This is a genomic window from Nonomuraea antri (assembly GCF_013283785.1).
GTDB classification, from domain to species: domain Bacteria; phylum Actinomycetota; class Actinomycetes; order Streptosporangiales; family Streptosporangiaceae; genus Nonomuraea; species Nonomuraea antri.
Genome location: NZ_JABCPZ010000002.1, coordinates 34,758 through 47,670 on the forward strand (window position 1 = coordinate 34,758; position 12,913 = coordinate 47,670).

The following is a 12,913-nucleotide window of genomic DNA, read 5'->3' on the forward strand; positions in this document are numbered from 1 at the left end:
AGGAGGCGCGTGAGTTTGCTCGTGACGCCGACGAAGGAGGCGTCATGAGCAAGCCGGTTGAGACCCCGACGGGCTTCGACGGTGAGACCACCGTCGAAGAGGTCATGGAGGCGCTGAAGGACGTCGTCGACCCCGAGCTCGGCATCAACGTCGTCGACCTGGGCCTGATCTACGGCCTGAACCTCGACCAGGCCGACGGCGCCCAGCAGCCTGTCGCCACCATCGACATGACGCTGACCAGCGCGGCCTGCCCGCTCACCGACGTCATCGAGGACCAGGCGCACTCCGCGCTGGAGGGCATGGTCTCCGACGTCAAGATCAACTGGGTGTGGCTGCCGCCGTGGGGCCCGGACAAAATCACTGACGAAGGCCGCGAGCAGCTCCGTATGCTAGGCTTCAACGTCTGATCTTCAAGGCTGTGTGCGGCTGGCGCCCGGCGCCGGCCGCTTCAGCGTGCCGGAGATTGCGGAAAGCCCGGAATCTCGACGCGGGAATATGCGAAACTCTCCACGCGTTGGCACAAGATACGCCTGACGCATCATCGCGCGTCTATGCGCCGCCTGCGGCCGGCGCCCGGGTGTATCCCCTTCCGACCCGCCTGGCAGGCGGGCGTACCCGAACGTGTACGGCCAGATGCCGTACGTCCCGGCTCGTCCTTTCGCAGAAGTGACGCGCCACTTCGACTGAAAGGCACGAATTTCGTGACCATGCTTGATGCTGTCCTGCCCGAGTTCGACGAGACCGCCGTCGAGCAGCCGGGTCCCTCCGAGTTCGAGCTGCTCGGCCTGCCCAAGCCGCTCGTGACCGGGCTGGCCAAGCAGGGCATCGACAGCCCGTTCCCCATTCAGAGCGCGACCATCCCCGACGTGCTCGCCGGCGCCGACGTGCTCGGCCGTGGCCAGACCGGCTCCGGCAAGACCCTCGCCTTCGGCCTGCCCACCATGGCCCGCATCGCCGGCGTCCGCCCGGCCCCCGGCCGTCCCCGCGCGATGATCCTCGTCCCCACCCGTGAGCTGGCGCTCCAGGTGCACGACGCCATCGAGCCCCTCGGCCGCGGCCTCGGCCTGCGCATGAAGGTCGTCGTCGGCGGCATGTCCATGGGCAAGCAGATCGAGGCGCTGCGCCGCGGCGTCGACGTCGTCATCGCCACCCCCGGCCGCCTCGGCGACCTCATCCGCCAGGGTGAGTGCTCGCTGGCCGAGGTCGAGGTCAGCGTGCTCGACGAGGCCGACCACATGTGTGACCTGGGCTTCTTCCCCGTCGTGACCGACCTGCTCGCGCAGACCCCGGCCGACGGCCAGCGGCTGCTGTTCTCCGCCACCCTCGACGGCGACGTCGACAAGCTGGTGCAGCGCTTCCTGAAGGACCCGATCACCCACTCCGTGGCCCCGGCGACCTCCCCGGTCGACACCATGGAGCACCACGTCATGCAGGTGACCCGCGACGACAAGTTCGACGTCACCGCCGAGATCGCCAACCGCGAGGGCCGGACGATCATCTTCGTCCGCACCCAGCACGGCGTCGACCGGCTGTGCAAGCAGCTCGCCCGCGTCGGCGTCAAGGCCGGCGGCCTGCACGGCGGCAAGCGCCAGAACCAGCGCACCCGCATCCTGGCCGAGTTCCGCGAGGGCGTCGTCAACGTGCTCGTCTGCACCGACGTCGCGGCCCGCGGCATCCACGTCGACAACATCAGCCTCGTGCTGCACGTCGACCCGCCGCAGGACCACAAGAGCTACCTGCACCGCGGCGGCCGCACCGCCCGCGCCGGGGAGAAGGGCACGGTCGTCACGCTGGTGCTGCCGAACGAGCGCCGCTCGACCGACGCGCTGACCCGCCGGGCCGGCATCCACCCGTTCAGGCTCAAGGCCACGCCCGGTCACCCGCGGGTGGCCGAGGTGACCGGCGCCCGCGAGCCCAGCGGCGAGGCCATCCCGGTCTGGGAGCCCGACGTCCGCAAGCCGCTGCGCCCGCGCCGCGAGGGCGGCCACGGCGGCTCCGAGCGCCGCAACCGGCGTCCGCGCCGCGAGTTCGACGGCGACCGCCGCCCGCGCCGCCACGAGGACGGCGAGCGCCCGTTCGCCGGTGGCGACGACCGGCGTCCGCGCCGCGAGTTCGACGGCGACCGCCGCCCGCGCCGCCACGAGGACGGCCAGCGGCCGTTCGCCGGTGGCGACGACCGGCGTCCGCGCCGGCACGCCGAGGGCGAGCGCCCGTTCGGCGGCGGGCAGCGTGGCTCGCAGGAGCCGCGCACGTTCGGCGAGGACCGCGCCGGTCGCGGCTTCCGCCGCGACGACCGCCCGCGCGGCGGGTTCCGCTCCGACGAGCGGCCCGCCCGCCAGGACGACCGCGGCTACCGCGGCGACGACCGGCGCGGCGGCGGCAGCCGTCACCCGGGCGAGCGTGGTTTCTCCGGTGACCGTGGTTTCTCGAACGACCGTGGTTTCTCCGGTGACCGCGGCTACTCGAACGACCGGGGCTTCTCCGGTGACCGCGGCTTCTCGAACGACCGCGGTTTCTCGGGCGACCGGGGCTTCTCCGGCGGCGACCGGGGCCGGCCGTTCTCGGCCGACCGCGACCGTCCGGTGCGTTCCGACGACCGCCCGCGCGAGGGCTACCGCTCCGGCGGCCGTTCCGACGACCGCGGCTTCCGCCGCAACTCGGGCCGCCGCTTCGAGCGCTGACCCCGATCTCCTGTGCTGCCCGCCACGCCCCGCCGAGGGGCGCGGCGGGCAGCGCCGTTTCCGCACTTTTCCACGCCGATTCCCGCTTTCCCGCGCCGATCCCACTCGCGGGCCCCGGGCCCGCGACACGCCGTCCGTCTCGCGTGGCGGACGCCGGGCCACGTCACCCGCGCGCGCAGACTAGGCTTGTCACGCACGCCAGCCGACCGACGAGAGAGATCATGAAGACCTTCGAAGAGCTGTTCGCCGAGCTGTCAGAGAAGGCGCAGACCCGGCCCGCGGGCTCGGGCACCGTGGCCGCGCTCGACGCCGGCGTTCATGCCATCGGCAAGAAGGTCGTCGAGGAGGCCGCCGAGAGCTGGATGGCCGCCGAGCACGAGTCGAACGACCGCGCCGCCGAGGAGATCTCCCAGCTGCTCTACCACGTTCAGGTGCTCATGATCGCCAAGGGCATCGGGCTCGACGAGGTGTACAAGCATCTCTAGGGCGCCCGCGCGCCCGACCCTCAGCCCGTCCGAGAAGATCGTGAGACACGAGGGAACACCTGACATGTTGCGACTGGCCGTACCGAACAAGGGCGCGCTCAGCGAGTCCGCCCAGCACATGCTCAAAGAGGCCGGCTACCGGTCACGCAGAGACAGCAAGGAGCTCGTCGTCGTCGACGAGGAGAACGGCTGCGAGCTGTTCTTCCTGCGCCCGCGCGACATCGCCGTCTACGTCGGCGAGGGCACGCTCGACGCCGGCATCACCGGCAGGGACATGCTCGTCGACTCCGGCGCGCCGGTCGAGGAGATCATGCCGCTCGGCTTCGGCGCCTCCACCTTCCGGCTGGCCGCCAAGGCGGGCACGATGACGTCCGTCAAGGACCTCGACGGGCTGCGCGTCGCCACCTCCTACGCCGGCCTGCTCGACAAGTACCTGTCCGACCAGGGCGTCGACGCCCGCGTGATCAAGCTCGACGGCGCCGTCGAGACCGCCATCAGGATGGGCGTGGCCGACGCGGTGGCCGACGTCGTCGAGACCGGCACCACGCTGCGCAACGTCGGGCTCGAGGTGTTCGGCGACCCGATCATGCGCTCGGAGGGCGTACTGATCAAGCGGCACGGCGCCGTCGACACGCCGGGCGTGCTGCAGCTCGTCCGCCGCCTGCAGGGCGTGGTGCACGCGCGCGACTTCGTGATGATGGACTACGACATCCGCGTCGAGCGCATCGAGGAGGCCATCGCGCTGACCCCCGGCATGGAGGGGCCGACGGTCTCCCCGCTGCACCGCGAGGGCTGGGTGGCGGTGCGCGCGATGGTCCGGCGCAAGGGCCACCAGCAGGTCATGGACCAACTCTGGGACATCGGCGCGCGGGCCATCCTGGTCACCGCCATCTACGCCTGCCGCCTGTGACCGTCCCCGGCCCGTCCGCCGCCTGACAAATGTCACGGCGAACGCCGGAGGAACGGCACTGACCGGGGCCGATCGCCGATCCTAGCCTCGAACACATGAAAGCCATCGTGTTCGACCAGGTCAGCAAGCGCTACGGCGACGTGCTCGCGGTGGACGCCCTGTCACTGGACATCGACCCGGGCGCCACCGTGGCGCTGCTCGGCCCCAACGGCGCCGGCAAGTCGACCGCCGTCAACCTCCTGCTCGGCCTGCTGCGTCCGGACTCCGGCACGGTCACCGTGCACGGCCGCGACCCCGGCCGGGCGGTCGCGGCCGGCGAGCTGGGCGCGATGCTCCAGAGCGGCGCGCTCATCCCCGAGCTGTCGGTCAGAGAGCTCGTCGACCTGGTACGCAGGCTCTACCCCGACCCGCTCGGCCTGGCCGAGGTGCTGGACCTGGCCGGGCTCACCGCGCTGGCCGGGCGTCGGGCTGGCCGGCTGTCCGGCGGCGAGGCGCAACGGGTCAGGTTCGCCCTGGCCGTCGCCGGGGCGCCGCGGATCCTGCTGCTGGACGAGCCCACGGTCGCCATGGACGTCGAGTCCAGGGCCCGGTTCTGGGCCGGCCTGCACGACTACGCGGCGCGCGGCAGGACCGTGCTGTTCGCCACCCACTACCTGGAGGAGGCCGACGAGCACGCCGACCGGGTGATCGTCCTGGCCGGCGGCAGGCTCGTGGCCGACGGGACCCCCGACCGGATCAAGGCGGGCGCCGGCGGCCACACCGTGCGCTTCACGCTCGGCGCCCAGCCCGCCGCCGGACTCGACCTGCTGCCCGGCGTCACCGCCGTCGACATCGCGGCCGAGATCGTCACCCTGCACACCGGCGACCCCGACGCCACGCTCGCCGCGCTCTACCGCGACACCGCGCTGGACGTGCGCGACGTGCGGGTCGGCGGCGCCGGGCTGGCGGCCGCCTTCCTCGCGCTCACCAGGGAGTCCTGATGCGCCACTACGCCAGGGCCGAGGTGCTGCGGATGGCGCGCAACCGCCGCTACGTGCTGTTCACCGTGCTCTTCCCGGTCGTCATCTACCTGGTCAACGCCAACCTCTACGGCGACAGGACCGGGGCGGGCGGGGTCAGGATGAGCACGCTGCTGATGGTGTCGATGGCCGCCTACGGCGCGCTGTCGTCGTCGATGATGAGCTCGGCCGTGCCGTGGGCGCAGGAGCGGCAGACGGGCTGGCTGCGCCAGCTCCAGATCACCCCGCTGCCCGCCTGGGCGATCATCGTCACCAAGCTCGGCGTCGCGCTGCTGCTGACCCTGCCCGCGCTGCTGCTGGTCGCCCTCGTCGCGGTGACGCAGCAGGGCGTGTCGCTGGCCGCCGGGCAGTGGGCGGCGCTGCTGCCCGCGCTGTGGCTGGGCACGCTGCCGTTCATCGCGCTCGGGCTGGCCATCGGCTCGGTGCTGTCGGCGGACGCGGCCCTGCCCGCCGCGATGATCAGCATGTTCGCGCTGAGCATCGCGGGCGGCCTGTGGTTCCCGCCCGAGGCGCTGAACGGCACGCTGCGGGCCGTGGCCGAGCTGACCCCGTCCTACCACTACGCCAACCTGGGCTGGAGCGTGGCGGGCGGCGCCGGGCTGCCGGTCGCCGACGTGCTGATCGTGGCCGGATGGACGCTCGCGCTGGGCGCCGCCGCCGCGTATCTCTACCGGCGGGCTACTGTGCGAAGGTGAGCATCTCATCCAGGACGGGCATCGCCCGTCCGGGCCTGGTCGCCCGCCTCGGCCTCGACGACGAGCAGTCGCCGAGGAGGCGGCTGCTCGCGATCTCCATCGGCCTGGTCTACCTGGTGCTCCCGCTCCGGGAGCTGCTGACGGGCCAGCTCACGGGGGCCCGCGCGGTGTGGGCGGGCGCGTCGCTGGCGGTCTTCATCGCCGCCTTCCTCGCCACCGTGCTCAGCGCCAGGCAGATCGGCGAACGCGGGCCGTGGACGTTCCCGCTGCTGGCCGTGACCACCCTGGCCGGGGTGGCGCCGGCGTTCGCGCTCGGCGGCTCCTGGCTCGCCCTGCCGGTCTACACCGTGGTGCTCTACGGGTTCACGCTGCCGCCCGTGGCGGCCGGGGGCGCGATCGTCACCGTGCTGGGCGTCGTGGTCGGCGCCGGGCTGGCCAACGGGAGCGAGCCGACGTCCATCATCGTGCTGGCGCTCCAGGTCGTCACGCTGGGCGTGCTGTTCGTCAGCATCCGCAACGGCAAGGTGCTCACCCGCAGGCTGCGCCTGGCGCAGGACGAGGTGGCCAGGCTGGCCGCGACCGAGGAGCGGCTGCGCATCGCGCGCGACCTGCACGACCTGCTCGGCCACAGCCTGTCGGTGATCGTGCTCAAGAGCGAGCTGGCCGGCCGGCTGGCCGAGTCGTCGGAGGAGGCCAGGCGGGAGATCGCCGACATCGAGGCGGTGGCCAGGAAGGCGCTGGTGGAGGTGCGCGAGGCGGTGACCGGCTACCGGCAGCGCAGCCTGGCGGAAGAGCTCGACAGCGCCAGGTCGGTGCTGCTGGCCGCCGGGATCGACACGCAGGTGCACGTCTCGGGCACGCCGGTGCCGGAACCTCTGGACGAGGTGCTGGCCTGGGCGGTGCGCGAGGGCGCGACCAACGTCGTACGGCACGCCGGCGCCGGGCAGTGCACGATCAGGGTGACCTTCGACGGCGAGAACGCGGGCCTGGAGATCCTCGACGACGGCGAGGGCGGCGGCGCCTACGAGATGGGCAGCGGCCTGCAGGGGCTCAGCGAGCGGGTGGCCGGGGCGGGCGGCTCGGTGGTGGCCGGGCCGGTGCGCAGGAGCGGCTTCCTGCTGCGCGTGACAGTGCCCGCGCCCGTCGAAACGGCTGAGGAGAGCACGGGGGAGAGCGCCATGGAGGCGTCGTCGTGACGATCCGGGTGATGCTGGCCGAGGACCAGGCGATGGTGCGCGGCGCGCTGGCGTCCCTGCTCGGCCTCGAACCGGACCTGGAGGTGGTGGGCGAGGCCGCCGACGGCGCCGAGGCGGTGGCCGTGGCCGCCCGGGTCAGGCCCGACGTCGCGGTGCTCGACATCGAGATGCCCGGCCTGGACGGCCTGGCCGCGGGCGCGCGGATCGCCGCCGAGGTGCCCGGCTGCCGGGTGATGATCGTGACCACGTTCGGCCGGGCCGGCTACCTGCGTACCGCGATGGAGGCGGGCGCGGTGGCGTTCCTGGTCAAGGACAGCCCGGCCAGGGAGCTGGCGGCGGCCATCCGCCGGGTGCACGCGGGTGAGCGGGTGATCGACCCCGCGCTGGCCGCCGCCGCGCTCAGCGCGGGCCCGAATCCGCTGTCGGGGCGCGAGCGCGACGTGCTGGCCGCCGCCGCGGACGGCGCCACCATCGGCGACATCGCCAACCGGTTGCACCTGTCGGAGGGCACGGTGCGCAACTACCTGTCGTCGGCCATCCAGAAGACCCACGCGCGCAACCGCATCGAGGCCGTCAGGCGCGCCCAGACGCAGGGCTGGCTCTGACCGCACGAACACCTGCCCGGGAGCGTGCGCGGGCTCAGCGGGGCGGTCTCAGCGCCGCCACGGCCTTGACGGCCAGATCCACCTGCTCCGGCGTGGTGACCATGCTGGTGCCGAACCGCAGCAGCGACGGCACGTAGGGGGTGCTGCTGGCGATCACCTTCTGGTCGTGCAGCCGCCGTACGGCCTCGAACGGGTTCATCCCGGTCACCGACAGGCACACCAGCCCCGCGGACAACTCCGGTGACAGCGGCGTGGCCAGCACCACGTGCGGCAGCCCCTTCAGCCCTTCCTTGAGCCTGGTGGCCAGTTCCTGGGTGCGCTGCTGGATGCGGTCCTTGCCGATGTCGCTCTGGAACCTGAACGCCTGCTCCATCGCCCAGCGGTGCTCGAACGCCTTGTACCCGCCGGGCATGACCTGCTCGGCGGTCGTCCGGACCGGGCGCCGCCCGGTCGTCCAGGAGTCGAAGGCGTCCTGGCCGAAGCTCGGGATGGTGGGCGCCAGCGCGTCCCAGGCCCGGCCCCACAGGATGCCGGTGCCGCGCGGGCCGAACAGCCACTTGTGCGTGCCGCTGGACAGGAAGTCGCAGCCCAGGTCGCCCACGCCGTCGGCAATGGCGCCGAAGCCGTGCACGCCGTCGACGCACAGCAGCGCCCTGTCGTGCTCGTCGCGGTTCTTGTTCGCCTCGGCCAGCAGGTCGGCGATGGCCCTGACCGGCAGGCGCACCCCGGTGCTCGAATGCACCCAGGTGATCGCCACCACGCGGGTGCGCGGGCCGAGCCCCTTCTCGATCGCGCCGACGATGCGGTCGGCCGAGGCCGTGGCCGGGTCGTCGTACAGGCGGACCTTGCGCACCCGCGCGCCGGTGCGCTCGGCCAGCATCCGCAGGCCCTCGTGGGTGGGCATGAAGTCGTGCTCGGTGGTGAGCACGTCCTGGCCGGGACGCAGCCTGAACCCGGCGTAGAGCAGGCCGAGCCCCATCGTCGTGCTGTCGGTCAGCGCGACGTCGGCCTCCTTCCCGCCGATGAACGCGGCCGCCGCGCGGCGCTGCGTCAGGTCCGGGTCGCGGCCCGGGGTGTATTCGGGGTCGGCGTCCAGGCCTTCGCGGTGCCTTTTGATCGCCTCGCGGACGGGCGCCGGGTGCGGAGCCAGGACGAACGCGGCGAACTGCCCGTACGCCGGGTCCAGGGTGAACTGGGCGCGCACGGAGGCCCAGTCGCGGGGGTCGAAGGAGGCGGCCGGTTTCGACGGTGCGGCCGGGGGAGTGGAGGTGCAGGCGGCCACCCCGGCCAGCACCCCCGCGCTGAGCAGGGCCCTTCTGTTCATGTTCCCTTACTAGCCGGTGGGTGCCGCACTGCCCAGTGCGCGCGCCGAGTCGTTATCAGCTCCTGATCGCCGCCACCTGCCTGATCAGGTCCGAGACCCGCACGATGCCCAGGCAGCGGTTCAGCTCGTCGGTGACCACCAGGTCGTCGTAGACGCGGCTGGCGTCGCGTCCGGCGGCCTGCATGGCGGCGATGGCCGGGGTGGTGCGCGGCACCGTGCGCGGGGGGTCGGCCAGCCGCACGGCCGGTTTGGCGCCGTGCAGGGCGTGGCCGTAGCGGGCGGCGATCGACAGCAGGAAGCGGCTGCGGTCGAGGCTGCCCTTGGGCCGCTGGTACTCGTCCACCAGGATCACGCTGGTGATCGTGGGCTCGTGGCCGAAGGCCTCGATGGCCTGGTCCGCCCGGGCCTCGGCGGGCAGCGTCACCGCCGGGATCAGCAGCTCCTGGACGCGCGGGCCGAGCATGAGCGAGTCGGGCGATTCGTCGGGGGTGGGCAGCGGCACGCGTACCTTGCCGTCGGGCCCAGGGGCCATCATCGGGCCGTGGGCCAGGCGCACGCCCAGGCCGCGGGCGGCGGCCACCTGGGCGTCACGTTCCACGCCCGGGGCCATGACGTGCGCGCCGATGCCGCGCGCCAGCGACACCACCGCGCGCGCCACGGCGGCCGCGCGGTGGTCGCCGGGGATGCGCGAGACCAGGTCGGCGTCCAGGGCCAGCAGGTACGGCGCGGAGCCGGCGATCAGGTCGAACGCCACGCCGCCGGTGCCCACGCCGCCGAAGCCCAGCAGGTAGCCGATCGAGCGCAGGCCGTCGAGCACGACCTTGAGCAGGGGCCGCTCCTGGTCACCGCACGCGCCGGTGAGCAGCAGGATGGCCTCGCGCGGATGCCTGCCCGCGCGCCTGAGCGCCTCGTGCAGCGGCGCCAGCGCGCCGGCTCCGGACAGCGCGAGGTGCATGGGCAGGTCCAGCATCATGGGCAGGGGCGCGGCCCTGAGCACGCCCGTAGGATCGACGAGGGCGGGGTGCGCGATGACGGCCCCGGTGTCGAGATCCACCATGGGGCTCGTGAGCAGGGAAGACACGTTGGAATGATGGGGCCGCGGCCGCCCCGGCAGAAGCCCTGGCAAGCGAAATTCACCGACATTTCCCTTGTAGTTCCCCACCGTCGTTGCAGGGAATTACATTCGGTCAGCTCGCCCGTCAAACGGCGCTTGACGGCGGTCGGCTAACCTTCCGGCATGAGCTCGCGTCCGGCCGGCGGCGGCGGCCGGTGGGTGACGGTGCCGCCGGCGCGCGTGCACCGCTGGATCGACGGTTTCGCCGAGCGCCACGGCCCGTTCGAGTCCGCCGGCGACGACCGGGTCGTCCGCCTGGTGGCCGCCGACGGCGCGGTGGCGGAACTGCACGCGCCGTTCCCGCCGATGAAGCCCGGGCCGCCGCACCTGGCCGCGCTCACCGCGCACGCCCGGGCCGAGCGCCGCGTCGGCGTCGTGCTGGTGCGCAGGGGCGGTTACGCGGCGGGCGTCTTCCGCGGCGCCGAGCTGCTCGACTCCAAGGTGGGCTCGCGCCTGGTGCAGAGTCGCACGGCGGCCGGCGGCTGGTCGCAGCAGCGCTTCGCCAGACGCCGGCGCAACCAGGCGGAACAGGCCTTCGACGCGGCCGCGCGCACCGCCCTGCGGGTGCTCTCGCCCCACCTGGACGACCTCGACGCGGTGGTGTTCGGCGGCGACAGGCGGGCGGTCGAGGCGCTGCGGGCCGATCGGGCGCTGGCGCCGCTGTTCGCCCTGGAACGCGAGCCGTTCCTGGTGGTGCCGGATCCCCGGCTGGCCGTGCTGCGCGAGACGCCCGCTCAGTTCACGGCGGTACGCATCAAGATCGTCGACCCGCAGTGACGCGTTAACCACAGGATCGTCCGTGGCCCGGCCCGTACACTGAACGGTATGCACACTCCCGATTGATCGCGGCCGCCTGCCGTCTCCCTTCCCCCTTCTGACTCTTTCCTAGCTCGGGAGTGTCTCCTTCACCATGATCATTGCTAGTGACATCGAACTGCGCGCGGGCTCGCGGCTGCTGATCGAGAACGCCTCCTTCCGCGTCAACGCCGGCGACAAGATCGGGCTCGTCGGCCGCAACGGCGCGGGCAAGACCACGCTGACCAAGGTGCTGGCCGGTGAGGGCCTGCCCGCCGCGGGCAGCGTCACCCGCTCGGGCAGCGTCGGCTACCTGCCGCAGGACCCGCGTACCGGCGACCTGCAGGTGCTGGCGCGCGACCGCATCCTGTCGGCCAGGGGCCTCGACGAGGTCCTGCGCAAGCTGCGCGAGGCCGAACTGGGCATGTCCTCGGCCGACGACCGCACCCGCGAGAAGGCGGTCAGGCAGTACGGCCGCCTGGAGGACCAGATGCACGTGCTCGGCGGCTACGCGGCCGAGTCGGAGGCCGCCTCGATCGCCTCCAGCCTGGGCCTGCCCGACCGGGTGCTGGGCCAGCCGCTGCAAACGCTTTCTGGCGGTCAGCGCAGGCGCGTGGAATTGGCGCGAATTCTTTTCAGCGGAGCGGAAACTCTCCTTCTCGACGAGCCGACAAACCACCTAGATGCGGACTCAATCGGCTGGCTTCGTGATTTTTTGCGAAGTCATCAGGGTGGCTTGGTGATCATCAGCCACGACGTCGACCTTCTTGAAGCCACGGTCAACAAGGTCCTGCATCTGGACGCCAACCGGTCGGTCATCGACCACTACAACGTCGGCTGGAAGGCGTACCTGGCCCAGCGCGAGACCGACGAGAAGCGCAGGAAGCGCGAGCGCGCCAACGCCGAGAAGCAGGCCGGCGCGCTGCTGGCGCAGGCCGACAAGATGCGCGCCAAGGCCACCAAGGCCAAGGCCGCGCAAGACATGATGCGCCGCGCCCACCGGCTGCTGTCGGGCACCGAGGAGGTGCGGCAGAGCGACAAGGTCGCCCGCCTGCGCTTCCCCGACCCGCAGCCGTGCGGCCGCACCCCGCTGATGGCCGAGGGCCTGTCGAAGTCGTACGGCTCGCTGGAGGTCTTCACCGACGTCGACGTGGCCATCGACCGAGGTCACCGGGTCGTCATCCTGGGGCTCAACGGCGCGGGCAAGACCACGCTGCTGCGCCTGCTCGGCGGCGTCGAGCAGCCCGACACCGGCGAGATCAAGCCGGGCCACGGCCTCAAGATCGGCTACTACGCCCAGGAGCACGAGACCCTCGACGCGGGCCGGACCCTGCTGGAGAACATGCGCTCGGCCGGCGGCGAGTTCACCGACACCGAGTTGCGCAAGGTCCTGGGCTCGTTCCTGTTCACCGGCGACGACGTCGACAAGCCCGCCGGCGTGCTGTCCGGCGGCGAGAAGACCCGGCTCGCGCTGGCGATCCTGGTGCTCTCCAGCGCCAACGTGCTGCTGCTCGACGAGCCCACCAACAACCTCGATCCGGTCAGCCGCGAGCAGGTTCTCAACGCTCTGAGGTCGTATTCAGGAGCAATCGTCCTGGTCACCCATGACGAGGGTGCCGTTGACGCCCTGTCACCAGATAGGGTGATCTTGCTACCAGACGGAACTGAAGACGCATGGAGCGACGAATTTTCCGATCTTGTGGCACTTGCCTGATCTTAATTTGAGTGGGTACGGATCTTTTCCCGTGGAGTAGGTAGCCGATCCCGCTGAAATGACTGATCATGGCGGAGTAACGCTGCGGAAGTCCGGCACTACAGGAGGTACTCGTGGCCGAGACACTGAAGAAGGGCACCCGGGTCACCGGGGCCGACCGGGAAAAACTGGCCGGCGATCTCAAGAAGCGCTACGCGCAGGGCGAGAGCATCCGCGCACTGGCCGCTTCGACCGGCCGGTCCTACGGGTTCATCCACCGCATCCTTAGCGAGTCCGGCGTGACTCTGCGGGGCCGCGGGGGGGCCACCCGAGGCAAGTCCAAGCGCTAGCGGCCGCCTCGGAACGTGCGACCGCAGCCGCCCGTCCCTAGTCAGC

At 72.1% G+C, this 12,913-nt stretch carries 13 protein-coding genes; 11 read left to right on the top strand and 2 right to left on the bottom strand.

The window, feature by feature from the left end; translation table 11 throughout:
• Positions 1-44: 44 nt before the first annotated feature.
• From HII36_RS00860 to HII36_RS00895, 8 genes are all read left to right on the top strand, one after another.
• Positions 45-407, top strand: coding sequence for a metal-sulfur cluster assembly factor (locus HII36_RS00860; protein ID WP_173521061.1), 363 nt, complete (start codon positions 45-47; stop codon positions 405-407).
• Positions 408-707: 300 nt separating this feature from the next.
• A complete protein-coding gene (locus HII36_RS00865) occupies positions 708-2,681 on the top strand; it encodes a DEAD/DEAH box helicase (protein ID WP_173521062.1) in 1,974 nt (657 codons plus the stop codon).
• A 221-nt stretch (positions 2,682-2,902) separates the two neighbouring features.
• On the top strand, positions 2,903-3,166 hold the full coding sequence (locus tag HII36_RS00870; protein ID WP_148031308.1) for a phosphoribosyl-ATP diphosphatase: 264 nt from the start codon (positions 2,903-2,905) through the stop codon (positions 3,164-3,166).
• 64 nt (positions 3,167-3,230) lie between these two features.
• Complete coding sequence (hisG, locus tag HII36_RS00875) at positions 3,231-4,076, top strand: ATP phosphoribosyltransferase (RefSeq protein ID WP_173521063.1); 846 nt, start codon at positions 3,231-3,233, stop codon at positions 4,074-4,076.
• 95 nt (positions 4,077-4,171) lie between these two features.
• Positions 4,172-5,056, top strand: a complete 885-nt coding sequence (locus HII36_RS00880; RefSeq protein ID WP_173521064.1) for an ABC transporter ATP-binding protein — start codon at positions 4,172-4,174, stop codon at positions 5,054-5,056.
• A complete protein-coding gene (locus HII36_RS00885) occupies positions 5,056-5,790 on the top strand; it encodes an ABC transporter permease (protein ID WP_173521065.1) in 735 nt (244 codons plus the stop codon). Before HII36_RS00880 ends, HII36_RS00885 begins: the two co-directional genes overlap by 1 nt.
• Positions 5,787-6,986, top strand: a complete 1,200-nt coding sequence (locus HII36_RS00890) for a sensor histidine kinase (protein WP_173521066.1) — start codon at positions 5,787-5,789, stop codon at positions 6,984-6,986. Before HII36_RS00885 ends, HII36_RS00890 begins: the two co-directional genes overlap by 4 nt.
• Before the next feature lie 11 nt (positions 6,987-6,997).
• Entirely contained in the window at positions 6,998-7,591 is a 594-nt protein-coding gene (locus tag HII36_RS00895; protein WP_173521138.1) for a response regulator transcription factor, read from the top strand.
• Between the two features lie 34 nt (positions 7,592-7,625).
• Here HII36_RS00895 and HII36_RS00900 read toward each other — a convergent pair whose 3' ends face one another.
• Positions 7,626-8,915, bottom strand: coding sequence for an aminotransferase class V-fold PLP-dependent enzyme (locus HII36_RS00900; RefSeq protein WP_173521067.1), 1,290 nt, complete (start codon positions 8,913-8,915; stop codon positions 7,626-7,628).
• A 55-nt stretch (positions 8,916-8,970) separates the two neighbouring features.
• The gene (locus tag HII36_RS00905) at positions 8,971-9,996 is read right to left on the bottom strand and encodes an EAL domain-containing protein (RefSeq protein ID WP_328807538.1); all 1,026 of its coding nucleotides are present in this window, start codon (positions 9,994-9,996) and stop codon (positions 8,971-8,973) included.
• A 156-nt stretch (positions 9,997-10,152) separates the two neighbouring features.
• On the opposite strand from HII36_RS00905, the gene HII36_RS00910 reads away from it, so the two are divergent.
• The 3 genes from HII36_RS00910 (at position 10,153) to HII36_RS00920 (ending at position 12,867) form a co-directional block, all read left to right on the top strand.
• Positions 10,153-10,806, top strand: a complete 654-nt coding sequence (locus HII36_RS00910; RefSeq protein WP_173521068.1) for an acVLRF1 family peptidyl-tRNA hydrolase — start codon at positions 10,153-10,155, stop codon at positions 10,804-10,806.
• 133 nt (positions 10,807-10,939) lie between these two features.
• On the top strand, positions 10,940-12,538 hold the full coding sequence (locus HII36_RS00915; RefSeq protein WP_173521069.1) for an ABC-F family ATP-binding cassette domain-containing protein: 1,599 nt from the start codon (positions 10,940-10,942) through the stop codon (positions 12,536-12,538).
• Positions 12,539-12,651: 113 nt separating this feature from the next.
• Complete coding sequence (locus HII36_RS00920) at positions 12,652-12,867, top strand: helix-turn-helix domain-containing protein (protein WP_125642298.1); 216 nt, start codon at positions 12,652-12,654, stop codon at positions 12,865-12,867.
• Positions 12,868-12,913: the final 46 nt, after the last annotated feature.

Bases quoted from the DNA above. Each gene is read 5' to 3' on its own strand.
- HII36_RS00900 (WP_173521067.1), bottom strand. From the start codon at position 8,915: ATGAACAGAAGGGCCCTGCTCAGCGCGGGGGTGCTGGCCGGGGTGGCC.
- HII36_RS00895 (WP_173521138.1), top strand. From the start codon at position 6,998: ATGCTGGCCGAGGACCAGGCGATGGTGCGCGGCGCGCTGGCGTCCCTG.
- HII36_RS00885 (WP_173521065.1), top strand. From the start codon at position 5,056: ATGCGCCACTACGCCAGGGCCGAGGTGCTGCGGATGGCGCGCAACCGC.
- HII36_RS00870 (WP_148031308.1), top strand. From the start codon at position 2,903: ATGAAGACCTTCGAAGAGCTGTTCGCCGAGCTGTCAGAGAAGGCGCAG.
- HII36_RS00880 (WP_173521064.1), top strand. From the start codon at position 4,172: ATGAAAGCCATCGTGTTCGACCAGGTCAGCAAGCGCTACGGCGACGTG.
- HII36_RS00915 (WP_173521069.1), top strand. From the start codon at position 10,940: ATGATCATTGCTAGTGACATCGAACTGCGCGCGGGCTCGCGGCTGCTG.
- HII36_RS00910 (WP_173521068.1), top strand. From the start codon at position 10,153: ATGAGCTCGCGTCCGGCCGGCGGCGGCGGCCGGTGGGTGACGGTGCCG.
- hisG (WP_173521063.1), top strand. From the start codon at position 3,231: ATGTTGCGACTGGCCGTACCGAACAAGGGCGCGCTCAGCGAGTCCGCC.
- HII36_RS00860 (WP_173521061.1), top strand. From the start codon at position 45: ATGAGCAAGCCGGTTGAGACCCCGACGGGCTTCGACGGTGAGACCACC.
- HII36_RS00865 (WP_173521062.1), top strand. From the start codon at position 708: ATGCTTGATGCTGTCCTGCCCGAGTTCGACGAGACCGCCGTCGAGCAG.